Raw genomic sequence first — 23,083 nt, forward strand, 5'->3', positions numbered from 1 at the left:
AGTGGTTATAGGTAAGTAGAAGAGCTGGTGTATAACATTTTTCTATTTAGTAGGAATAGAGGAACTACTTATGTAAGGAAGTTTTTCAGTGCTTAATAGAGTCTCATGCGATGTGAGTTCAGAGGTATGAAGTAGTTTTAGGTAAGAAGAAGTGAGACTTTGATTGAGGATTTGAAGACTGGGTTTATAACTCTATTCTGTTAGAGAGAGGAAGGAATTAGCCAATGCTACATATGGCTAATTCCTTTTTAGTATTCTATACTTTAAGCTGGTAGAAAAATGAAAGGTTTCTGGGGTGTTTGGTGCTGTATGTATGAAAATTCTTCATTTGAAGATTTTTGATTTAAAAATATAAGCAAACGTATTTTCGATTGTTATTTTAGTAATATTTCGTGGTAACGCAAATTTTTTCGGTGAAAAAACATTCGAAATACCATATAATATAATTAAATGTAATTAATATGCAATTTTGCATATTAATAAAAAACATTTTCCAAATTTTTATACTTTCTATACATTTTTGTATGTTTATTATTTGACAGATAATTTCGAACTGTTATAATATGGATATGTAAAAATTGCTATTTTCTTAAAAGACATGGGAGTCAGATGAGAATTGTGAAAGGATGAGGGGGAGTGGCACAGATTATGCATCACCACACAGCAATTAATGTATTAGGTCTTTTACAAAACATGTCAAATAATAAAATGAACGATATGCAACTAGAAGCGGAATTAAAAAAAATAGAAAAAGAATTCCAAGTAAAGTATGAAGAGTTAGTTGATTTACATAATAGAATGGTATTATTTCAAATAGATATAGAAAAAAATGGCGGGATGCGAGCATATGAAAAATCAGCAATTACATGGCTGAAGTCTGAACTAGAGCTACTGTATGAAGTGTATCAATTTTGTCAACGTCACGGGTTAAACATTTTAAATATTTCAAAATACGTAAGTAAAAATGAACTAAATCTTTTTCCAAAAACAGAAAGTCAATTGCAAAATACGTATTATAAATTGAAAAAACGTGAAATACCGTTTGAAAATATTGAAAAACAAAAACCAGGACGAAAGCGAAAATATATACCAGTAAAAGAGACAATCGTTGCAAGAAAACAAGAAAACGAGTACGAATTAAAAGAAGAAATCCAGCATAAAGAGGATGAAAAAAATCTTGTAACAGTTATATCTGGTATCGTTGATAACTTTGAAACAATTAATCAATGTAGTGAAAGGAAAGAAGACGAACTACATCAGTTTATGGAAGGTATTTATAAGCTTTCTAGCATGGCAGCAGGGCGTTCTAGAGAAGCAAAGAATACACGTAGTCTAGAAGGTGAATTGCAGTCGTTACAACTAGAAAATGAAAGGCTAAAACGAGAGAAAGAAGAGCTTGTACAAGATATTAAAGGCATGACGCAGCTTTTAATTCATTTCATTACAAGTTCTGATATTGATCAAATTCGTAAATTACCAACTTTCGTACAAGATTGTAAAATGGAATTACATAAACTCGGGCTATATAATGCACAAGACGGAAAAATGAAAATAATGGTTGACCGTAGCGGACAAGTTATGACGGTAACACAGTAATAAAATTTGGGTACAAAATAAAAGGGAGATACATAGTTTATATGTATTTCCCTTTTGTTTTGTATGGAATCGTTCCAAAGAAGGAAGATTCATTTTTATAATTGTAGTAGTTTAGAGACCATTTGCGGAATTTGGTTCGCTTGTGAAACCATACTAATTGCAACTTCAGTCAATAGTTTGAACTTTAAAAAATCACTCATCTCCTGCGCCATGTCTGCATCTTCAATTCGAGATGCAGCATCTGTTAACGCCATACTTTGATTATTTAAATTTTCAATATTAAACTGTAAACGATTTATCATTGCACCAAGGTCGGCACGATGAAGTGACACACTTTGCAAAGCCTCTTCGATTTTACGAATTGCCGCTCTTGCTTCTTGTTCCGTTGAAATCTTGATGTCATGTTGTGTAGGGGAAGGGGGAATATGTTTCGTCATATTTATTGTATGACCGATATCGTCTAATGTAATAGGGCGGTTTTGACCGTCAAATACGGATAAATCATTAAACTTAGTCGTCTCGCCAATATAGCCAATTTGTTCTGTTAAAGATTGAAACTCTTTATTCAGCGAATAACGGTTTTTATTCGAATTTGTACCGTTTGAGGATTGAACGGCCAAATCACGCATGTGCTGCAAAATATTCGTAACAGTTTGAAGTGCAGCTTCCGCCGTGCGAAGCATCGATATCGCATCCTCATTATTACGAATCGCCACGCGCATACCACTTGCTCTCGCATGCATACGAGTCACAACTGCAACATTAGCGGGATTATCCAAAGCGTTGTTCAACTTCTTACCAGTCGCCAAATGCTCCATTGACACATTCATACGTTTTTCATTCTCATACAACGACTGCCTAGCATTCATACTTAAAACATTCGTACCAATACGCATAATAGACACTCCTTATAGATTGATATAGTCAGTGTTCTAAAGCTAATAAACGGTTATGAAGAGAAAAAGAGACTTATGCTCACTTTATCTTTTTGTTTTCATACACGGAACGAGAATAAAATAGGCCCTGACCGCTACTAAATATGGCTAGAGCTTCTCTTTAAGCTAAAAAAAATCTTTCAATCTATCTATATAGAAAAAATAAACCTCTCTGCAAGCAGAGAGGTTTATTCAGGAAACTAACTCAAATGGCTTATTGTAATAATTTAGAAACCATTTGTGGAGTTTGGTTTGCTTGAGAAAGCATGCTGATACCAGCTTCGTTCAAGATTTTGAACTTAGTCATTTCAGACATTTCTTTCGCCATGTCAGCGTCTTCGATTTGAGAAGCAGCTGAAGCCATAGAAGAAGATTGGCTCTTCAGGTTGTTTACGTTAAAGTCAAGACGGTTTAATGTAGCACCTAGAGTTGCACGGTTAGATGCGATACTTTCTAATGCAGCATCAATTGACGCAATTGCAGTAGAAGCATCTGATGTCTCTTTTGTATAAGTACTATCTTTTTTAAATGCAGATGTATCAGTTGTAAGTGCATCACCAATTGCTTTTGCATTAGCAAGTGTTTGACCAGCAGGAGCATCAAATTTTGCTAATGCTTTTTCGATATTTTCAACTTCTGTAGAACCTAAGAATCCTTTTACTTTATCAAATCCTGCTTTGAAGCTTGCTACGTTAGCGATAGCACCTTTTAAGTCATCAGGATCAACAGAATCTTTATCTATACCCTTTAAAGCATCTGCAGCAGATTTTGTAGCAGTATGTGCAGTACCAAGTGCTGAAATATCTGCATCTGTCATTTTTAAGGTTTCTGCAGTAGTTCCTTCAATATCTAATTTATTAAGCTTTAGTGCCTCTGTAGAAACGTTAGCTAATTGAATATTCATCTGTTTGTTTGTATCAGCGTTATCCAACGTTTGAATTGCGATAGTTTCATTTGAACCATCTAATAGTTTTTTATCGTTGAATTCAGTATTTGTCGAGATGTAATCAATTTGTTGTTTTAAAGCACTGAATTCTTTATTTAAGGCTGCTTGGTTTTTATCTGTATTCGTACCATTTGCAGATTGGTTTGCAAGGTCACGCATACGAAGTAAGATGTTAGATACTGAGTTCATTGCTGAGTCAGCTGTACGGATTAATGACATACCGTCTTGAGTGTTGTTAGCAGCTACTCCTAAGCCGTTTTCACGTGCACGCATACGAGTTGCGATTGCAAGACCTGCTGCATCATCAGAAGCGTTGTTGATACGCTTACCGCTTGATAAACGGTCCATAGCGTTGCTCATTTTAGCTTGGTTTTGGCGCATGTACTCTTGAGTACGCATGCTGTTAATGTTTGTATTAATTCTCATGTTAAGAAACCCCCATTTTTTTATATTGACTTTTCTGCAAATTGAAAAACGGTAATATGCGAAAAAATCAATTTCGAGATTTATTGTAATCCCTGTCATAGCGGGTGTCAACTAAAAATTCGAATTAATAAATATAAAAAAATAACAGTTTAACAATATATTCATTTTTTTATTACATAATTATTAAAAGGATTATTGCAAACTTTAAAAAAAAACTCTAATATTAGATTATCTTTGTTTACCGAAAAGGTGATATTATGATAGTTGGAAATATAGTAAAAGAAGTGCTTGCATATAAGAAAGGGCAAATTCAGCAAAAGCTAAGTAGTCCACAAGCATTCGTTAGTAGTCGTTTTCAAGAGAAGTTGCAGAGTGAACCTGCGAAGGAGACGAAGGCTACTACGCAGCCGGCAAACATAGAAGATATGAGTCAGCCGGTACAATCTACGAAAATAGAAGCGGTTGTTAATAAACCCGTAGAAACTATTAATAAAGTAGAGGAAGCGAGTAAGTCTGAAGAAAAGGCTGAAACGAAGAAAGCAGATGAAGTGCAAGTTGCGCAAAAAGAGTTTGAACGACGTTTCCCAGAAACGAAAAATGAGGCTGCTGATACGTGGGAATTAACGAAGAAGTATAATATTCAAAAAATACGTTCTTCCAATGAAGGGAAGTATGAGGATATTATTGATCGTGTAAGTCGTACATATGGAATTCCGAAAACGTTAATTCAAAAAATGATTGAAGTAGAGTCTAATTTCAATCCGAAAACGGTGTCACATGCCGGTGCGATGGGGCTTATGCAGCTTATGCCAGCGAATGTGAAGGAGATGGGTGTGAAGAATCCCTTTTCACCAGCTGAAAGTATTGAAGGTGGCGTGAAAGAGTTAAGCGGTTATTTAAAGAAAAATAACGGCGACTTAGTATTGGCACTTGCTTCTTATAATGCTGGTCCTGGGAATGTGAGAAAGTACGGAGGCGTACCGCCATTTAAAGAAACGCAAGGATATATTAAAAAAATATTAAATATCGACGTTTCAAAATAAGAAGTTTCATATATAGAGAGAACATGAAATTTTCGTGAACATGATATGGGAGTTGGCTAGATTTGAAATTACAAGATGATATTCCGTTAACAATTTATTTTGAAATCGGAAATACGAAAAAGAAAATTGAAGATCTGCTTCATATTACGAAAGGTACATTGTATCGTCTTGAAAATTCAACGAAAAATACGGTGCGTCTTATGCTTGAGAATGAAGAGATTGGAACCGGAAAGATTTTAACGAAGAATGGAAAAATGTACGTTGAAATCGTTGAATTGAAAAGGTAGGGAAGGGGATTGTCATGAGTGGCGAAAAATTAAGCCAAGAGCAAATTGATGCCCTGCTGAAGGCGGTAAATGAAGGCGAGGAAATGCCAGCTTTCGCACAAGAAGCAGGAAAGCAAGAGAAATTTCAAGAGTATGATTTTAATAGACCAGAGAAGTTCGGTGTTGAGCATTTACGTAGTTTGCAAGCGATTGCTTCTACTTTTGGAAAACAGACGTCACAGACGTTATCAGCGCGTATGCGTATTCCAATTGAACTAGAGCCTTCAACAGTTGAGCAAGTTCCATTTACGAGTGAATATGTGGAGAAAATGCCGAAAGATTATTATTTATATTGCGTAATTGATCTCGGTTTACCAGAGCTTGGAGAAATTGTTATTGAGATTGATTTAGCATTCGTTATTTATATTCATGAATGTTGGCTTGGCGGAGATAGTAAGCGTAACTTTACGATGCGCAGACCGTTAACAGCGTTTGAGTTTTTAACGCTTGATAATATATTCTTGCTTCTTTGTAAAAATTTAGAGCAATCATTTGAAAGTGTTGTTGCGATTGAACCGAAATTTGTAACGACGGAAACAGATCCGAATGCATTAAAGATTACGACAGCGAGCGATATCATTTCATTACTTAACGTAAATATGAAAACAGATTTTTGGAATACGACGGTGCGTATCGGAATTCCATTCTTATCTGTTGAAGAAATTATGGATAAGTTAACGTCTGAAAATATTGTCGAACATTCTTCAGACAAGCGTAAAAAGTATACGTCTGAAGTGGAAATGAAAGTAAATCAAGTGTACAAACCTGTTCACGTTGCAATTGGTGAGCAGAAAATGACAATGAGTGAGATTGAACAAATTGAAGAAGGCGATATTATTCCGCTTCATACGAAAGTTTCGGATGAATTACTTGGTTATGTAGATGGAAAGCATAAATTTAATTGTTTTATTGGAAAAGATGGAACGCGTAAGGCGCTCCTATTTAAAAGTTTTGTAGAGTAGGAGGATCCATATGAAGCATGAAGTATCTCCCGTGTCATTAATGGGATTAGAAGATTTTGCAGGAAAGCGAAATGAAGCAGGCAAAGCACATATTGATACTGTTTCAGATATTTCGATTGAACTTGGTGTAAAGCTTGGAAAGTCATCTATTACACTTGGTGATGTAAAGCAGTTAAAAGTTGGCGATGTTCTGGAAGTAGAGAAAAACTTAGGACATAAAGTAGATGTGTATTTAAGTAATATGAAAGTCGGCATCGGTGAAGCAATCGTAATGGACGAGAAATTCGGTATTATCATTTCTGAAATTGAAGCTGATAAAAAACAAGCGGCGCTTATGAAAGCGCAAAGTCAAATGCAAGATAAAGAGTAGAGGAGGAGTCATATGTCGTATATGACGACCTTATTTCAAGTCGTTTTACTGTTTGGTGCGCTCGGTTACGGTGCATATTATATGACGAAAAAGACGCGCAAACAGCAGTTTTTTAAGCAGGGTGAAAATGGACATATTCAAGTAAAAGACGGCGTGTATTTAAATCATCAAACGAGTGCCTTTTTATTTGAAGTGGACGGAAAGCAAGTGTTCACTGTTATTAGTAATAACGGTGTGCAGTCTGTGCAATTAACCGGAACAGGAAATCAGTTTCAACAAGCACTAGAAGACGCGGTAAAGACTGAAACGAAAAAAGTAGAGGATCCATCATGAGAATAAAGAAACAGTTATCATTATTAGCCGTTATTTTCGTATTTTCTATCGTTTTTTCAATTATTTTTGTAAATCCAGCGTATGCGGCCCCGAACGGTTTTATTAATTTCGAAAATGGAAAAGAGTTTACGAGTAATTCAAGTGTACAACTATTTGCGCTCGTTACCCTTTTATCATTATCTTCTTCTATCGTTCTATTATTTACACATTTTACTTATTTTATGATCGTTCTTGGGATTACACGTCAAGGACTTGGGGTAATGAATTTACCACCAAACCAAGTGCTTGTTGGACTTGCATTATTTTTATCACTCTTTACGATGCAGCCTGTACTCGGGCAACTGAAGAGCGATGTGTGGGATCCGATGACGAAAGAGAAAATAACAGTAAGTCAAGCTGCGGAAACGACAGCTCCTATTATGAAAGAATATATGTCAAAGCATACGTATAAGCATGATTTAAAAATGATGCTGAAAGTACGCGGAGAAGAGTTGCCGAAAGATTTGAAAGATCTTTCACTATTTACGCTCGTACCATCCTTTACGTTAACGCAAATTCAAAAAGGTTTACTAACAGGGATGTTCATTTATTTAGCGTTTGTATTTATAGATTTGATTATTAGTACACTTTTAATGTACCTCGGGATGATGATGGTACCGCCGATGATTTTAAGTTTACCGTTTAAAATACTCGTTTTCGTATATTTAGGTGGATATACAAAAATCGTCGACATTATGTTTAAAACGGTCGCCTGAAGCGTTTGATGCTATGTGATAGGAGTCATATAAATGAATACGTCACCAATTATAGATATTTTTCAAACCTTTTTTTATAAAGGGGTTATGATTTTAATGCCGGTTGCCGGCGTAAGTATGATTGTCGTTATTATCATCGCTGTCATTATGGCGATGATGCAAATTCAAGAGCAAACGCTGACGTTTTTACCGAAAATGGCGAGTATTGTCCTCGTTATTATCATTTTAGGTCCGTGGATGTTTCAAGAGTTAACGACGCTTATTTTAGATTTATTTGATAAAATCCCATCGCTATTGCGTTCGTACTAAGATAGGTGAACTGAAATGAATATGGAATTATGGGCGGCGACGTTTTTTGCGTTTTGCCGCATTACTTCATTTTTATATTTTTTACCGTTTTTCTCAGGACGATCTATTCCAGCTATGGCGAAGGTTACATTTGGGCTCGGTCTGTCGATTACAGTTGCCGATCAAGTTGATGTTTCTCATATAAAGACGGTTTGGGATGTAGCTGCTTATGCAGCGACGCAAATTGTCATTGGATTATCTCTTTCAAAAATTGTAGAAATGCTGTGGAACATTCCGAAAATGGCTGGACATATTTTAGACTTTGATATCGGTTTATCACAGGCGAGTTTGTTTGATGTAAATGCGGGCTCACAGTCTACTTTACTATCAACCATTTTTGATATATTTTTTCTCATTATTTTTATTTCACTTGGCGGCATTAATTATTTCGTTGCCACGATTTTAAAGTCGTTTCAATATACAGAGGCGATTTCAAAATTGTTGACGACTAGTTTCTTAGATAGTCTACTCGCAACGCTATTATTTGCGATCACATCAGCGGTTGAAATTGCTCTTCCGCTTATGGGAAGTTTATTCATCATTAACTTTGTTCTAATTTTAATTGCAAAAAACGCTCCGCAATTAAACGTTTTTATGAATGCATACGTAATTAAAATTACGTGCGGTATTTTGTTTATTGCGATGAGTGTACCGATGCTCGGTTATGTGTTTAAAAATATGACGGATGTATTACTTGAAGAGTATACGAAACTATTTAACTTTTTCTTAACGAAGTAGGGGGACGCGCATGGCAAAGGATAATAAAACAGAAAAGGCCACCCCGCAGAAGCGTAAAAAATCGCGTGAAGAAGGGAATATTGCCCGGAGTAAAGATTTAAATAATTTATTTTCCATTCTCGTATTAGCAGTTGTCGTTTATTTCTTCGGAGATTGGCTAGGGTATGAGATTGCGAATTCCGTAGCGGTGCTGTTTGATCAAATTGGAAAAAATACAGATTCAACCGAGTATTTTTATTTAATGGGGATTTTATTACTGAAAGTATCGGCTCCGATATTAATACTCGTATACGCTTTTCATTTATTCAATTATATGATTCAAGTCGGGTTCCTATTTTCTTCTAAAGTCATTAAACCGAAAGCATCACGTATTAATCCGAAAAACTATTTCACGAGACTGTTTAGTCGTAAAAGTTTAGTAGATATTTTGAAATCACTGTTTTATATGGGATTAATCGGTTACGTCGCTTACGTTCTTTTTAAAAAGAATTTAGAGAAAATCGTGAGCATGATTGGATTTAACTGGACTGCGTCACTTACTGAAATTATTAGGCAAATTAAATTTATTTTCTTAGCAATTTTAATTATTTTAATCGTTCTTTCTATTATTGATTTCATTTATCAAAAATGGGAGTACGAGCAAGATATTAAGATGAAAAAAGAAGAAGTGAAACAAGAGCATAAAGATAATGAAGGGGACCCGCAAGTTAAAGGGAAACGAAAAAACTTTATGCATGCAATCTTGCAAGGAACAATTGCGAAGAAGATGGATGGCGCAACGTTTATTGTAAACAACCCGACTCATATTTCGGTCGTACTTCGTTACAATAAACACGTTGATGCAGCACCAATTGTCGTTGCAAAAGGGGAAGATGAGCTCGCATTATATATACGAACGCTTGCCCGTGAACAAGAAATACCAATGGTGGAAAACCGTCCGCTTGCTCGTTCTTTATATTATCAAGTCGAGGAAGATGAGACGATTCCAGAAGATTTATACGTAGCTGTAATTGAAGTTATGCGCTATTTAATTCAGACGAACGAACTTGAAGTATAATAGCGCGTTTGGAGGAGATCTCTTTGTTTAAGATAGAGTCTGCAAGAACCTATTTTTCTATCTTTTTAGCAGCGTCATTCGTAGTGGCGCTCTTAATTCCACTTCCACCATTTATACTTGATATCATTATCGTTTTTCTACTAAGTATGTCAGTGCTTATTTATATGCGAGCGACAAGTATTAACGAGTGGGATGAATTAAAGTCATTTCCAACGATGTTGTTATTAATCGGGATTTTCCGCGTATCGATTAACGTTTCGACGACGCGAGCGATTTTGACAGATGGAAATGCAGGTCATGTTATTGAAGAGTTCGGCCAGTTCGTAATTGGCGGAAACTTATTAATTGGTATCGTTATTTTTACAGTATTAATCATATTCCAGTTTATCGTTGCAAACGGTGCGTCTCGTACAGCTGAAGTAGCAGCTCGTTTTACACTTGATTCTTTACCAGGGAAACAAATGTCTATCGATGCTGATTTAAACCAGCGTATTATTTCAGAAAAAGATGCACAAGCAAAACGAAAAAAATTAAATATGGAAACAGAGTTTTATGGAGCGATGGATGGTGCCGGAAAGTTCATTAAAGGGGACGTTATTTTCGGGATTGTCATTTTATTCGTAAACATTATTTTCGGTTTAATTGTCGGAATGATGCAGCAAGGGATGAGCTTTGCAGATGCGGCTCTTCATTACACGCAGCTAACTGTCGGTGACGGAATCGTAAACCAAATTGGATCGCTAATGCTTGCAATTTCAACAGGTATTATCGTAACTCGTGTATTTGACGGCTCACCAGATACAGTAACAGAAGGTATCTTTAAAGAGTTATTAGCGCATGAAGTCGTTGTATATGCGCTCGGTGGTTTATTTATCGCAATGGGTATTTTTACTCCGCTACCGTTTCTACCATTCGCACTCGTTGGCGGAACAATTATCTTCTTAGGAATTCGTAATAAAAATCGAATAAAGAAAGAAAAAGAAGACGAGCTTCAAAAAGAAATAGAAATGATCCAAGGCGAAGATGAGCAACTGCAACAAGTAGAAGATTCATTTGGAGTATTTACGGATAAATATCCAATTATAGTAGAACTCGGTTTAGATTTAGCAGCACTTGTAAAGCAGAAAATTAACGGGGAAACAGCTCGTGATAAAGTTGTTCTTATGAGGAAGTCGATTATTACTGACCTTGGTATTAACGTTCCTGGAATCAACTTTAAAGATAATACGAGCTTTAGGCCACGCGGACGTTACATTATTCGTATTAAAGGTGCGAAGGCGGCTGAAGGTGTTTTAAAATCAGGTTATTTATTAGCACTGAAAACACCGAATGTAATGGCTGATTTAGATGCAGAGCCAGCGAAAGATCCAATTTTCGGTGAAGATGGATATTGGATTTTAGAGCATATGGTGCAAGATGCACAAATGAAAGGCTATCAAGTGTTAGAGCCACTTAGCATATTAATTACACATTTAGATGTTGTCGTTAGACGTAATCTTCATGAATTAATTCAGCGCCAACATGTAAAAGACTTAATTAACTCGCTTGAAAATGATAATGGCGTTCTATTAGAAGAGATTAAGAAAAAAGAAATTGATTTATCACTTGTTCAAAATGTTATTAAACAACTTCTAAAAGAAGGTATTTCTATTCGTGATTTACCAACAATTATTGAAGGTATTATTGACGGCAAAGAAATTTATCAAAACCACGTGGATGGTGTAACATCATTTGTTCGTGAATGTATTTCAAAAGTTATTTGTGAAAATGCGAAAAATCCGGACGGAAAAATATATGCAGCGCTCTTCTCTGATTCAATCGAGTTAGATGCGGATGTTGTGAATAATTCATATCAAGGTTACTTATTAAACTGGGATTTAGATTTAGAAACACGTGTCGTTGAGCAAGTGCAGCGCGTCTTTAAGCAAGCACGTTTAATGGGAAGAGAACCAGTGTTATTAACACGTAGAAAAGATTTTAGATTTGCGATTGTAAGACTGCTAGAACGTTATCAAGTGGAAGCACAAGTACTTTGTATTAGTGAATTAGCACCAGAAATTGTTGTGGATCAAATTGCCTATATTGAATAGTAGGGGGTGAAGTAATGGAAAGTACAGAAAAGAAAGAAGCGTTAATGCGAATAAAAGCAGCTTCGAAAAATGAATTGTATCGAAAGTTATTTGACCAATATGGTACAGATTATTATTACGTTGTCGATGAAAGTGTAAAACGAAATATACCGTTTTTTTGGAAAAAGGATTATGAAATGTTAGTTGCATTTCCAGAAGAAAAACAGGAAGAAGTGAATGAAGGTACAGCTCAATTTCATGAACAGTTAATGGATGTTGTGAATGATCCTTCAGAACAAATTGTGAAGGCGAATGGAATTCAATCAGTACTGCACAATTTAGAAAACGTAACGACTTCTATGTCATACGCGGCGATGCAAACAGGAAATAGTGAAGAATGGGCAAGAAAAAAAGAGAAACTATTAAAGCTGTTTGAAAAAGGAATTGTCGTGGTGAAACAGACGAAAGAAACGGAAGTAACGAAAAAGAAAAAAGTTGTGAAACAAGTCGTTCCGGTAAAGAAAGAAGAAGTAGTTACAAAGAAAGAAAACCAAGAATCTGTACCGTTTATTATTCAAAAAGTAATTCGGATGCTAGAACAAAACGATGTGGAACAATATTTCATTCATGCATATGCTGAAAAGTTAAAAATAAAGTTTGAAAATGCGACGATGATTACGGAAGAAGAAGTTATCAGGTACATATTGGAAGATATGAAATCTCATTTCAATACGGAAAACGTCTTTGAAAAAGAAGTACAAACAATTGCATTAATCGGTCCAACTGGCGTTGGTAAAACGACGACACTGGCGAAAATGGCATGGCAATTTCACGGTAAGAACAAAACAGTTGGTTTTATAACGACCGATCATTCGCGCATAGGGACAGTGCAGCAATTGCAAGATAACGTAAAGACAATTGGATCTGAAGTAATTGCTGTGCGTGATGAAGCTGCAATGACAAGAGCGCTTACGTATTTTAAAGAAGAAGCACGCGTCGATTATATTTTAATTGATACAGCAGGGAAAAATTATCGTACGTCAGAAACAGTGGAAGAAATGATTGAAACGATGGGACAAGTAGAACCAGATTATATTTGTTTAACGTTATCAGCTTCAATGAAAAGTAAAGATATGATTGAAATTATTACAAACTTTAAAGATATTCATATAGATGGTATTGTGTTTACGAAATTTGATGAAACAGCAAGTAGTGGCGAATTGTTGAAAATTCCAGCAGTATCATCAGCTCCTATTGTATTAATGACAGATGGCCAAGACATAAAGAAAAATATACATATCGCTACAGCTGAACATTTAGCAAAACAAATGTTACAAACATCGTAGAAAAGAGGTGAAGAATAAGGCGCTTGCCTTATTCAAACGAATATGAACGGTCTTTATATAGGTTCTATGGGCATGATGAATTACATGCAGCGCATTAATGTTCATTCGAATAACGTTGCAAATGCTCAAACGACAGGATTTAAAGCAGAAAATATGACGTCTAAAGTATTTGATGTACAAGACACATATCGCCGCGGAGATGGGGCGGTAACAAATATCGGTTCGGTCGATTACGCTGTAGTACCAGCTGCAACGCATGTTAATTTAGTACAAGGAAATATACAAATGACAAATAGCGCTACAGATTTCTTTTTAGATGACGGCGCGGCCGGCACAACATCATTTTTTGTTACTTCTAAAAATGATGAAACGTTTTTAACGAGAGATGGTAGTTTCACATTAAATAGTGATCGATATTTACAAACATCTTCAGGTGCTTATGTTATGGATGTTAATAATGAGCGCATTCGTATTCCTGAAAATGTTGAGTTCTTCGTATCTAATAATGGAGAAATTTATAGAGAAGTTAACGATGGAACTTTGCAAAAACCAGATATTAAGAGAATAGTAATTGCACAGTTACAAACAAAAACAGTAGATGCAGAAACGAATGCACGTCTCGTGCAACGTGAAAACAAAAGCTTTACACTAGCAGAAGGAAACATTGCTAATTTACCGAACGGAACAGGAATAGTAAAAAATCATATGCTAGAAAATTCAAATGTAGATATGACGAAAGAGATGGCCGATCTTATGACAGATCAAAAGATGATTCAAGCATCACAGCGTGTTATGACGTCATTTGATAAAATTTATGAAAAAGAAGCGAATGAAATATTGAGATAGTGGACTCCTAATAAAGGAGTCTTTTATTAATTTTAAATTTCAGAATTATCAATTGACTTCACGGAGTTTCTTTTTTATATTAGTAGGTATAACTATAACTACTAAAGAGGTGAGAGTATGACAACGGCATTATATTTAGAAGATGTATACAAAACGAGTTGCGAAACAGAAGTGATAAGAGTAGAAGGGAATAAAGTATTTGTAAAAGAAACAGTTTTTTATCCAACTGGTGGAGGACAGGAATGTGATACGGGTGTCATTGTACAAGATGGGTCTGTATTTGAAGTTGAAAAAGTAAAGAAGGAGCAAGGAGAAATAGTTCACTATATAAAAGACCAAGCACAAGTAAAGTTAGGTCCAGTTAAATTAGAGATAAATTGGGAAAGACGTCATAATTTAATGCGTCATCACTCTTTACTGCATCTTATCGGAGCTGTTGTTTATGAAAAGTATGGAGCTCTATGCACCGGAAATCAAATTTATCCTGATAAAGCACGTATCGACTTTAATGAGTTACAAGAGTTATCGAGCGTGGAAGTAGAAGAAATTGTTGAGGAAGTGAATAAACTTATTAAGCAAAATAAAGAAATTTCCACTCGTTATATGAGCCGCGAAGAAGCAGAAAATGCTGTAGGAATGATTAAAACAGCAATAAATCTCCTGCCAACTACTATCCAAGAAATCCGCATTGTTACAATTGAAAATTTAGACGAACAAGCTTGTGGAGGCACACATGTGAAAAATACGAGTGAAATAGGAACACTTGTTATTGATAAAGTAAAAAGTAAAGGGAAGCAAAATCGTCGTTTTGAAGTAAGAGCGATTTAGATTGTGAGGGGTTACCGATGGATGAAATTATAAAGGAATTACAAAAGTTGGGATTTTCCCAATATGAATGTAAAGCGTATATTGGATTGTTAAAACATTCCCCAGTAACAGGCTATGAAGTAAGTAAACAAACAGGAGTACCTCGTTCTATGATTTACGAGGTACTCGGTAAGTTAATGGATAAAGGAGCGGTGCATATTGTACCTTCTGAACCAGTTAAATATGTACCAGTACCAGCTACCGAATTAATGAATCGAATGCGAAAAGACTTTGAAAAGTCCTTTGAATTTTTAGATGAGAAATTAAATTGTTTAGAACAAGAGCGACAAATAGATGTAATTTCGCATATTCGCTCAAATGATCGTGTTTTAAAAGAAATATGCAATATAATTGGTAGAGCAAAGGAAGAGTTATGGATTTCTGTATGGGAAGATCAAGTGCATGAAATTGAGCCATACATACATCAAAAGGAAGAGGAAGGTGTGAATATATTCTCAATCTTATTTGGAGCTCCAGAAACAAAGATAGGAGCGACATTTCACCATAATTATATGACGCCCCACGTTGTTGAAAAGAGAATGGGTGGTCATTTAACTGTTATTGCTCGTGATGGAGAGGAAGTATTAATTGCGAACTTTTCAAATGATAGCACTTCATGGGCCGTTACAACGTATGACCCAGCGCTAGTTCTCGTTGCGACAGAGTATGTGCGGCACGATATTATGGTTGAAGAAATCACGAAGGAATTTGGGGCGGATAAGTTAGATACGTTATGGCGTGAAAATATAGATTTAGTTCATGTCGTAACAGGAAAACGAACTTTAGAAGGAATGGAGGATGATAGAGATGAGTAAAGCTCAGGCACATGTAGCTTTGCAGAGTGATGATACATTTCAGCAAGGAGTAAAAGATTGTTTACCAACTGTATTTGGTTACTTGAGCATCGGTATAGCAGCTGGTGTAATTGCAAAAACAGCTGGTTTCTCCATCATTGAAATTGCGTTTATGTCCACTTTAATTTATGCAGGTTCTGCCCAATTTATATTAGCTGGTATGTATGCAGCCGGTGCTCCTGCTTCCGCAATTATTTTTACTGTATTTTTTGTTAACTTGCGCCACCTTCTTATGAGTGCTGCGCTTGCGCCATACTTTATGAAACTGCCTCTATTTAAAAACTTACTAATCGGTTCTCAAATTACAGATGAAACTTTCGGCGTTGCAGTGCAGCATGCAGCGCAAAAAGGATATTTAGGTGAAAGATGGATGATAGGGCTTAATGTAACAGCGTATTTAAATTGGATTCTTGCTACTATTATCGGCGGGCTATTTGGTGAGTGGATACCAGATCCACATACATACGGCATGGATTATGCATTACCAGCGATGTTTATCGGATTATTTGTTCTTCAGCTCATAAGTAGTAAACCGAAACTAGCAATTCATTTAAGTGTTGCAATTGTAGCGATTATTATCGCATACGTTTCACACCTATTTATGCCAGATAGTATAGCGGTTATTATCGCAACCTTACTAGCTGCGACGATTGGAGTGTTGATTGAAAAATGGAAATGAGATTAGATGTATTATTACTTTTACTAGCAGCAGGAGCTGTCACAATCGTGCCACGTATTTTACCTCTACTCGTATTTAGCAAACTACAAATTCCTGACTGGGGTTTAAAATGGTTAAATTACATACCAATTGCGATATTAGCAGCGCTTTTAGCACAAGTTTTATTTATGCATGAAACGATGCAGTGGGATTATCTTATTGCAGCAATTCCAACATTTCTTGTAGCGATATATACTCGTAGTTTATTAGGTACAGTATTAACGGGAGTGGTTGTGATTATTTTGTTACGTTTCCTTTTCTAAAAAGGATTCAGCTCATATAATAGCGAAAAGTGTAATAACATGAAAAATATAGGGGTGGTGTTATGATACTTTTAACGATAGGAGCAATTTTGTTAACGTTGTTTATTTTCTTTATTATCGGTTTCGTTACGTTTATGATGTTTGTTGATAAGGCGACACCTCAAATATATTATACACCTTGTGAATCAGTGACAGTGAAAACTAAAGGTAAACATAGAAGGAAGAAAAGTTGAATGTTAGCTTTTCTTCCTTCTTCTATTACATCCCCGAAATAACTAACAACAATAATCCAAATAAAAAACTAGTCAAGGAAAGAAAACCGATACATATGGAGAATACACGATTATTTCCCCATTCACGCCAGAAAGTTATAAAACCTAAAATACAAAGGAAAAACCAAATGGGTAAGAATATGAACTCACTAATTTTCTCGGGAAGTAACGAATAAAAAGTTGTTACATATAAGATCCAATTAGTAAAAAATAAAATGCAAACGATAATAGATTGTAAGTGGGGGCGGTTGAAAAATCCTCCTTTTTTTACGGTTATAAAAATGATAGTTAGCGCTGAGATAAAGGCAATGAGTATGAAAACAGGTAAGAGTAATGTCAGCGTCATTTGAGTCTCCTTCATAAGCTTGTTTTTATCCTGCATTAACGGGCAGTAAGACCCCCTCCTCAAAATTCAGCGTAAGAAAAGAGGTTATGTGGGGGATGAACAACCCCCACTGATTAAAGTTTCACTTTACAAGAAATGAATCTATTAAATTGTATGCTTGTTTTGTAGAGTGCTCGTTATATTTTTCAGTGTACGGATTTAGAAATCCATGTTCACCGTGTAGTTGTTTTATTTCTAATAAAGGATTCTTTTGTTGCTGCAATGTGTGAATTAAAGAGGATACTGAAAAACTAGATTCTTTTTCAGGGAATATAAGTAATGTAGCGCATGTAGGCTTTATGTGGACATAGTCGCGTATACGAGAACCGTAACATCCGATAATAAAATCTATTTTCGGATTGTTACTACATAGCCATGAGATGGTAGCTCCAACACTAAAGCCTATAAGTCCAATATGTGTATAACTACTAGAAAGATGAGAAATGAATTCTTCAATTTGCTTTTTTCCATCATCAAATCCAATATGATTTACAAAATATTCATATGCTTTTTCTTCATCACGATAATGAAATGCATGTTGTAAGTGTAGAAGATTAGGACAGAATACATCTATATGAGATGAAGTAAAGTGCTGGGTAACGTGATGCATATGGTCGTTCACACCATATATTTCATGAACAATAACGAGAGCTAATTTTTCCTTCATAGTTATAAAGTACCTCTATGAAACTTAAATTCTTTCTCAACAAGACAAATACGCAGGTGGAAGTTTTCATACCATTGCTCACGACCTCTTTTTTTCGCTTCTTTATGTAAGGTGTTCTTTTTCCAATTTTCAATCGCATCAAGTGATTCCCAATAAGAAATTGTTATTCCGAGTCCAGAATTACCTCGTGCACTTTCTACACCTAAAAATCCAGATTGTTGCTTTGCAAGTTTCTCCATTTCTTCGGCAACGGTATTATAGTCAGTTGTATCATTTGATAAATTAGAAGTGAATATAACTGCATAATAAGGCTTGTTTTTTTCTAAATTAGATGCCATTATTTTTCCCCCTTAATGTATAGTACGAATAATTAATCCATAGTTTGTATTTTAGCAGGTCACAAAAAGAAAAGAAGTAGAAAATTCTTATTTTTTCAGCTCATGTAAAATAAAGGATTGAAGAACTTTATAATAAGTAATCTGAAAGAAGAAAAATGCCACTTCAAAAGAGAAGTGGCATTTCTTATATTTCCTCTAAGCTATTAACTGGAACAGTTAATTCGCGTCCTGGGTTTTTTACTTCATATATGCGGGCGGTTTCATTGCTTTCATCGACGTGTTGAATCATAACAGGCATGCCTTGAAAATTGACATTGGCTTGTTCTGCTGACATAGAAAGCTCTATTGCACGTTGTATATTCATTTATATTCCTCCCATCATTATTATCTTTGTTAAAAAAGAGGAATAATATACCATTTAGAGACATTCTTAAAGTTTTTGTATTATTTGTAATGTTTCTTTAATAAATGAAGTGAAGATGGAATCAGGATAGCTATCTATTGCTTGAACGGCTTCTTTTGCCTCTTTTAAGGCAGATTTTTTATCTTGAAGTTCTATATAGCAAAGGGCACGATAAGACCCAGCTGTTAATACCCACGATTGATCAAGTGGATGACTCATATAATCTGGTATGGTAGCGTGTTTTAATATTGCCAAAGCTTCCTTATAACTTTTTAAGCCATACAAAGATTTTCCTTTTTCAAGATAATATAATCCATCGTCTTGAAAGATTGGTTCATCTTTTAGTTTTTCTCGAAATTGTTCTAGATGTTTTAATGCGATTGTATATTCATTAGTAATTGTGTTGTAATAGTATGCTTTTAAAATATCAATAATTGCGATGGATAGAATATCTTCTGTAAAAATGGCAAATTGCTCAGATTTTTTTATGTAATATAAATATTGTTCTTTATCAGCTGTAATGACTTTTTGGTAAGATAAAATCCGGTAAAATTCATCTGTTTTATAATACACTTGATGCTTTTTTGAAAATGCAAGTGCATCTAAAATGACTTTTTCACATTTTTCATAATTGCCGTATGCGAGTAAAATAATGGCTTCTTTTAAGTATAGTTGTATATGTGTAATCAGATCCATTTCTAAATTCTTTGCTTTATATTCATCACGAATTGTAGCAATCATCTGTAAACATTCTTTATATTTTTTACGTTTGAAGAGCATATAGTAAAACAGTAGTTTCGTTTCAGTGCTTTCTCGATATAAAGTATATTTTTCAAATATAGAAACAGCAGTTTCAACGTAATATTCAATATGATAATCGTTCATAATAACTGCTCCTGTTAGGAACTGTTTATATAAGCGAGCTGTATTTAAAGTAGAAGGTAGCTCTGTTTGAACGATAGGTAGTAAAGTCTTGTATACTTCATCGCATTTATTTGCTTTTATTAATGGCTCCATTTTTTGAATGAGTTCTACAATTTCTCCTTCATCTTCTTCTAATAAAAAGCTCATTTCACATTCAAGTTTTTCAGCAATATATTGTAATGTTTTCATAGAAGGTGTAGCTTTTCCATTTTCAATTTGACTAAGCATACTTTTTGTCAGTTCCGAACCTACCAGCTCTGTTTGTGTAAGCTTTTTTTCTTTTCTTAATGTTTTAATTTTTTCGCCGAGAGTTGCCATATTATTGCTCCTTTATATTTAAAAAGTTAAATTATATTTAACTTTATGTTGTGGAAATCGGAAAATTGATTATATAATAAGTTTAACACAATTTAACTTTTAAGGGGAGAGAGTCAAAAATGGGAGATATAAGTATAGGACAACATGATTCAAGAATGAAGATTGCAACGAGAAACATCATTTTAATGATGATTGGAAAAATGACGTCTTTATTAGGCGCAGGTATTTATACGTTCGCAATGGGGTTATACGTATTAAAGACTACTGGTTCAGGGATGGGGTTTGCAACTACGCTCGTTTGCGGATCACTTCCAAGGATGATCTGTGGTCCAATTGCTGGTGCTGTAGCAGATCGCGTCAATCGAAAATGGCTTGTCATTGGTACTGATTTATTAAGTAGTTTAACGATGCTTAGTATGTTTATTCTTGCTACTATATTTGGACCATCACTTCTTTTTATTTATATTTCAGCAGCATTATTATCAATTTGTGCAAGTTTTTATTCCGTTGCATTAACTTCGTCTATTCCGAGTTTAGTAGATGAAGGACGTATTCAAAAAGCGAGTGCTTTAAATCAAACGGCGGCTTCTTTATCAAATATTTTAGGGCCGATTATTGGCGGGATTGTATTTGGTTTCTTTTCAATTCAGTCGTTCTTTTTGTTGAATAGCATTACATTCTTTTTAGCAGTTATTTTGCAATTATTTATTGTATTTGATTTATACAAAAAAGAAGTGGCTGAGAGTAAAGAGCATTTCTTGACGAGTATAAAAGAAGGTTTTTCATATATAAAACGAAAACATGAAATATATGGTTTAATGAAAATAGCATTGTGGGTAAACTTTTTTGCGTGTGGTCTAACCGTTGCACTTCCATACATTATCGTACATACATTGCATTTATCTTCAAAGCAACTTGGTACTGTAGAGGGAATGTTAGCAGTCGGGATGTTAATTGGTGCGATTGCTTTATCGGTGCGTAAAGAAGTGAATAATCCGTTTCGTTCAATTTATACTGGACTGTTTTTGTTTGCAGGTTTAAGTTTATGTACAGTCTTTCCGTTGTTAGTTATCATTCCAAAAGTAGCAAGTTTTATTTACTATATTGCTTTTATGATGTTAACTGGTATAGCAATTATGATTGTAAACATTCCAATGCAAGTACATATGCAAAAAACGACAGATCCGAGCTACCTAGGGCGTGTGTTTGGCCTACTTGAAACAATTGCGACTGCAATCGCACCACTTGGTATGATTGTATATGGACTACTATTAGATATGTTGCCAACTAGCATTGTTATGATGACATTAGGCGTAGGTTTATTGTTAGTTGTATTAGTAGGAGTAAAGAAGCATGTAATGAAAAAGCAAGTGGATGTGTCTGTCTAAAAGGAAATGTGACTTAATAAAATAAAAATGACTAAATTAGTATTTTAGTTTTTGAAACTCTTTTTCATGTATGTTAAAGTAAAGTGAGCTTGCAAAGAAAAGGAGACAACAGCATGAAAAAATTAAGTTTTGTTATGCTTTTTCTATTAGTCGTAATGGCTGGATGTAGCAATTATGACACATATATTGAAACAGGTATGCAATCATTGAAAGATGAAAAATATAGTGATGCAGCAATGTGGTTTGAAAAAGCAGAAAAAGAGAAACCCGGGAATGAAGCGAAATTATATAAAGAAATGGCCGAGAAAATGGATCACGGAGCAACAGCATTAAAAGACGGTAAGTATTTAGAATCGAAAGACATTGCAAATGAAGTGTTACAAAAGAAAAAAGATGATGAACTTGAAAAAGCTGTAACATCAAATGCAGAGAATATGCTTCAAAAAGCAAAAGATGTGGAAGAGAAAGTAAATGAAAGAGTGGCAAAGCGTAGAAAGGTAGAAGAAGAAGGAATCGATAAAATTATTAAAGCTGTCGATAGTATAGATGAAGTGAAAGAAAAAGAGAAGAAAGTATCAGAAGCATTAGATAAGGCTGAAGAGGCGCAAGCAAAAATTGAGGCAAAGAAAAATAAATAGATTTATAGTTTAAAAGGCTGTCGTGCATAACGACAGCCTTTTAATTTTTTGTTGCAAATGAAGTGATGCTCTGTAGTAAAAAAGAAATGATTTTAGAATTCCATCTGTCCTCATGATGAATCGTATAAATATTACGCTGAAATTCAAATTCAGGGATTGGTATATAGCATAGCTCATTTCGTTGTATTTCTTGTTCGATAGCAAGTTTAGAAATCAAGGCAATTCCATTACCATATTTTAAAATTTGTTTCATCGTTTCTAATGAATCTAATTCAATTTCTGATTGGAATGTAATGTTGTGCGCTAACGTCCATTGTGTAAGTAAATCTCTCGTTGTAGATGGGTTACGATGCAATAGTATGCGTTCCTTTTCTATATTTTGTAACGATACATTGTCTTTCTTTGAAAAATGATGTTCTTTGGAAAAAGCAAGAACAAGTGTATCGGGCATTATATTCGTTTGTTTTAAAAGTGGTTCATCAAATGGAGCAGCGGAAATTATCCCAAGATCGATTTCGTGATTTTGTAGCATCATTCGAATTTCAGGGGCTGTTTTCACTAGTAGCGTTATTTTTATATTGGGAAATTCACATTGAAATTGATGAACGACTGCTGGCAAAAGATAAGTCGCTGGTACATAACTAGCGCCGATTGTTATAGCGCCTTTATGAAAATCTTTAAACTCTTGCGTGACACGTCTAGCTTCTTTCATAAGTGCATCTATTTTACAAGCATAATGGTGCAAAGCCTCACCAGCCTCTGTTAAGAAATACCTTCCAGAACGTAATTCGAATAAAGACACACCGAGTTCTTCTTCTAAGCTTTTTATATGAAAAGTAATAGTTGGTTGTTTAACGCCAAGTTTTTCTGCAACGATTGTAAGCTTTTTGTATTTCTTAATAAGTACTACAATTTCTAATTTTAAGAGATTCATTATGAATTGCCGCCTTTT

General features: G+C 34.9%; 28 protein-coding genes. 20 read left to right on the forward strand and 8 right to left on the reverse strand.

Going from position 1 to position 23,083, the window contains the following annotated elements; genetic code table 11:
- The first annotated feature begins 648 nt into the window (after nucleotides 1-648).
- Nucleotides 649-1,596 (forward strand): DNA-binding domain-containing protein, encoded by a 948-nt coding sequence (locus BHV55_RS08690; protein WP_070757116.1) that lies wholly within the window; start codon nucleotides 649-651, stop codon nucleotides 1,594-1,596.
- 95 nt (nucleotides 1,597-1,691) lie between these two features.
- Here the strand turns inward: BHV55_RS08690 and BHV55_RS08695 are convergent, their stop codons facing one another.
- Together BHV55_RS08695 and BHV55_RS08700 are read right to left on the reverse strand one after the other, a co-directional pair.
- A complete protein-coding gene (locus BHV55_RS08695) occupies nucleotides 1,692-2,492 on the reverse strand; it encodes a flagellin N-terminal helical domain-containing protein (protein WP_070757115.1) in 801 nt (266 codons plus the stop codon).
- A gap of 253 nt (nucleotides 2,493-2,745) precedes the next feature.
- Entirely contained in the window at nucleotides 2,746-3,903 is a 1,158-nt protein-coding gene (locus BHV55_RS08700) for a flagellin N-terminal helical domain-containing protein (RefSeq protein WP_070757114.1), read from the reverse strand.
- 257 nt (nucleotides 3,904-4,160) lie between these two features.
- Between BHV55_RS08700 and BHV55_RS08705 the strand changes: the two genes are divergently transcribed.
- From BHV55_RS08705 to BHV55_RS08785, 17 genes are all read left to right on the forward strand, one after another.
- Nucleotides 4,161-4,946, forward strand: coding sequence for a lytic transglycosylase domain-containing protein (locus BHV55_RS08705; protein WP_070757113.1), 786 nt, complete (start codon nucleotides 4,161-4,163; stop codon nucleotides 4,944-4,946).
- Between the two features lie 62 nt (nucleotides 4,947-5,008).
- The gene (locus tag BHV55_RS08710) at nucleotides 5,009-5,233 is read left to right on the forward strand and encodes a flagellar motor switch protein FliN (protein WP_000775712.1); all 225 of its coding nucleotides are present in this window, start codon (nucleotides 5,009-5,011) and stop codon (nucleotides 5,231-5,233) included.
- Nucleotides 5,234-5,247: 14 nt separating this feature from the next.
- The gene (gene fliM, locus BHV55_RS08715) at nucleotides 5,248-6,234 is read left to right on the forward strand and encodes a flagellar motor switch protein FliM (RefSeq protein WP_000012356.1); all 987 of its coding nucleotides are present in this window, start codon (nucleotides 5,248-5,250) and stop codon (nucleotides 6,232-6,234) included.
- Nucleotides 6,235-6,244: 10 nt separating this feature from the next.
- Nucleotides 6,245-6,604 carry a flagellar motor switch protein FliN gene (gene fliN, locus BHV55_RS08720; protein WP_000680010.1) on the forward strand — a complete coding sequence of 120 codons (360 nt, stop codon included), beginning with the start codon at nucleotides 6,245-6,247 and terminating at the stop codon, nucleotides 6,602-6,604.
- Nucleotides 6,605-6,616: 12 nt separating this feature from the next.
- Nucleotides 6,617-6,937 carry a hypothetical protein gene (locus BHV55_RS08725; RefSeq protein ID WP_000121178.1) on the forward strand — a complete coding sequence of 107 codons (321 nt, stop codon included), beginning with the start codon at nucleotides 6,617-6,619 and terminating at the stop codon, nucleotides 6,935-6,937.
- On the forward strand, nucleotides 6,934-7,692 hold the full coding sequence (locus BHV55_RS08730) for a flagellar type III secretion system pore protein FliP (RefSeq protein ID WP_001220582.1): 759 nt from the start codon (nucleotides 6,934-6,936) through the stop codon (nucleotides 7,690-7,692). The genes BHV55_RS08725 and BHV55_RS08730 overlap by 4 nt, the downstream gene beginning before the upstream one ends.
- Nucleotides 7,693-7,725: 33 nt before the next feature.
- Nucleotides 7,726-8,001 (forward strand): flagellar biosynthetic protein FliQ, encoded by a 276-nt coding sequence (locus BHV55_RS08735; protein ID WP_001098085.1) that lies wholly within the window; start codon nucleotides 7,726-7,728, stop codon nucleotides 7,999-8,001.
- 15 nt (nucleotides 8,002-8,016) lie between these two features.
- Nucleotides 8,017-8,778: a flagellar biosynthetic protein FliR gene (locus tag BHV55_RS08740; protein WP_001055702.1), complete on the forward strand. Its 762-nt coding sequence runs from the start codon at nucleotides 8,017-8,019 to the stop codon at nucleotides 8,776-8,778.
- A 10-nt stretch (nucleotides 8,779-8,788) separates the two neighbouring features.
- Nucleotides 8,789-9,835 (forward strand): flagellar type III secretion system protein FlhB, encoded by a 1,047-nt coding sequence (gene flhB, locus BHV55_RS08745; protein WP_001040114.1) that lies wholly within the window; start codon nucleotides 8,789-8,791, stop codon nucleotides 9,833-9,835.
- A 23-nt stretch (nucleotides 9,836-9,858) separates the two neighbouring features.
- Entirely contained in the window at nucleotides 9,859-11,925 is a 2,067-nt protein-coding gene (gene flhA / locus BHV55_RS08750; RefSeq protein WP_000472585.1) for a flagellar biosynthesis protein FlhA, read from the forward strand.
- Nucleotides 11,926-11,939: 14 nt separating this feature from the next.
- On the forward strand, nucleotides 11,940-13,250 hold the full coding sequence (gene flhF, locus BHV55_RS08755) for a flagellar biosynthesis GTPase FlhF (RefSeq protein WP_061655901.1): 1,311 nt from the start codon (nucleotides 11,940-11,942) through the stop codon (nucleotides 13,248-13,250).
- Nucleotides 13,251-13,292: 42 nt separating this feature from the next.
- Nucleotides 13,293-14,096, forward strand: a complete 804-nt coding sequence (locus tag BHV55_RS08760; protein WP_001013939.1) for a flagellar basal-body rod protein FlgG — start codon at nucleotides 13,293-13,295, stop codon at nucleotides 14,094-14,096.
- A gap of 117 nt (nucleotides 14,097-14,213) precedes the next feature.
- Nucleotides 14,214-14,924 carry an alanyl-tRNA editing protein gene (locus tag BHV55_RS08765; RefSeq protein ID WP_048568537.1) on the forward strand — a complete coding sequence of 237 codons (711 nt, stop codon included), beginning with the start codon at nucleotides 14,214-14,216 and terminating at the stop codon, nucleotides 14,922-14,924.
- 17 nt (nucleotides 14,925-14,941) lie between these two features.
- A complete protein-coding gene (locus BHV55_RS08770; RefSeq protein ID WP_048568538.1) occupies nucleotides 14,942-15,778 on the forward strand; it encodes a TrmB family transcriptional regulator in 837 nt (278 codons plus the stop codon).
- Entirely contained in the window at nucleotides 15,771-16,496 is a 726-nt protein-coding gene (locus BHV55_RS08775) for an AzlC family ABC transporter permease (RefSeq protein ID WP_000030474.1), read from the forward strand. Before BHV55_RS08770 ends, BHV55_RS08775 begins: the two co-directional genes overlap by 8 nt.
- Nucleotides 16,487-16,798, forward strand: a complete 312-nt coding sequence (locus BHV55_RS08780; protein ID WP_048568539.1) for an AzlD domain-containing protein — start codon at nucleotides 16,487-16,489, stop codon at nucleotides 16,796-16,798. Before BHV55_RS08775 ends, BHV55_RS08780 begins: the two co-directional genes overlap by 10 nt.
- Before the next feature lie 62 nt (nucleotides 16,799-16,860).
- Nucleotides 16,861-17,031 (forward strand): DUF3951 domain-containing protein, encoded by a 171-nt coding sequence (locus BHV55_RS08785; RefSeq protein ID WP_000602244.1) that lies wholly within the window; start codon nucleotides 16,861-16,863, stop codon nucleotides 17,029-17,031.
- A gap of 25 nt (nucleotides 17,032-17,056) precedes the next feature.
- On the opposite strand, the gene BHV55_RS08790 is transcribed toward BHV55_RS08785, so the two are convergent.
- The 5 genes from BHV55_RS08790 to BHV55_RS08810 form a co-directional block, all read right to left on the reverse strand.
- Complete coding sequence (locus tag BHV55_RS08790; RefSeq protein ID WP_048568564.1) at nucleotides 17,057-17,416, reverse strand: hypothetical protein; 360 nt, start codon at nucleotides 17,414-17,416, stop codon at nucleotides 17,057-17,059.
- 121 nt (nucleotides 17,417-17,537) lie between these two features.
- Entirely contained in the window at nucleotides 17,538-18,122 is a 585-nt protein-coding gene (locus tag BHV55_RS08795; RefSeq protein ID WP_048568540.1) for a dienelactone hydrolase family protein, read from the reverse strand.
- Between the two features lie 2 nt (nucleotides 18,123-18,124).
- The gene (locus tag BHV55_RS08800; RefSeq protein WP_003312864.1) at nucleotides 18,125-18,460 is read right to left on the reverse strand and encodes an antibiotic biosynthesis monooxygenase family protein; all 336 of its coding nucleotides are present in this window, start codon (nucleotides 18,458-18,460) and stop codon (nucleotides 18,125-18,127) included.
- A 184-nt stretch (nucleotides 18,461-18,644) separates the two neighbouring features.
- Entirely contained in the window at nucleotides 18,645-18,824 is a 180-nt protein-coding gene (locus tag BHV55_RS08805) for an H-type small acid-soluble spore protein (RefSeq protein ID WP_001025731.1), read from the reverse strand.
- Between the two features lie 66 nt (nucleotides 18,825-18,890).
- Nucleotides 18,891-20,105, reverse strand: coding sequence for a helix-turn-helix domain-containing protein (locus tag BHV55_RS08810; protein WP_048568541.1), 1,215 nt, complete (start codon nucleotides 20,103-20,105; stop codon nucleotides 18,891-18,893).
- A 119-nt stretch (nucleotides 20,106-20,224) separates the two neighbouring features.
- Between BHV55_RS08810 and BHV55_RS08815 the strand changes: the two genes are divergently transcribed.
- Nucleotides 20,225-21,493, forward strand: coding sequence for an MFS transporter (locus BHV55_RS08815; RefSeq protein ID WP_070757112.1), 1,269 nt, complete (start codon nucleotides 20,225-20,227; stop codon nucleotides 21,491-21,493).
- Between the two features lie 113 nt (nucleotides 21,494-21,606).
- Nucleotides 21,607-22,131 (forward strand): COG3014 family protein, encoded by a 525-nt coding sequence (locus BHV55_RS08820; RefSeq protein WP_048568543.1) that lies wholly within the window; start codon nucleotides 21,607-21,609, stop codon nucleotides 22,129-22,131.
- A 40-nt stretch (nucleotides 22,132-22,171) separates the two neighbouring features.
- On the opposite strand, the gene BHV55_RS08825 is transcribed toward BHV55_RS08820, so the two are convergent.
- Complete coding sequence (locus BHV55_RS08825) at nucleotides 22,172-23,065, reverse strand: LysR family transcriptional regulator (protein ID WP_001050594.1); 894 nt, start codon at nucleotides 23,063-23,065, stop codon at nucleotides 22,172-22,174.
- Nucleotides 23,066-23,083: the final 18 nt, after the last annotated feature.

The sequence above is a fragment of the Bacillus sp. RZ2MS9 genome, from assembly GCF_001816185.2.
GTDB lineage: Bacteria > Bacillota > Bacilli > Bacillales > Bacillaceae_G > Bacillus_A > Bacillus_A cereus.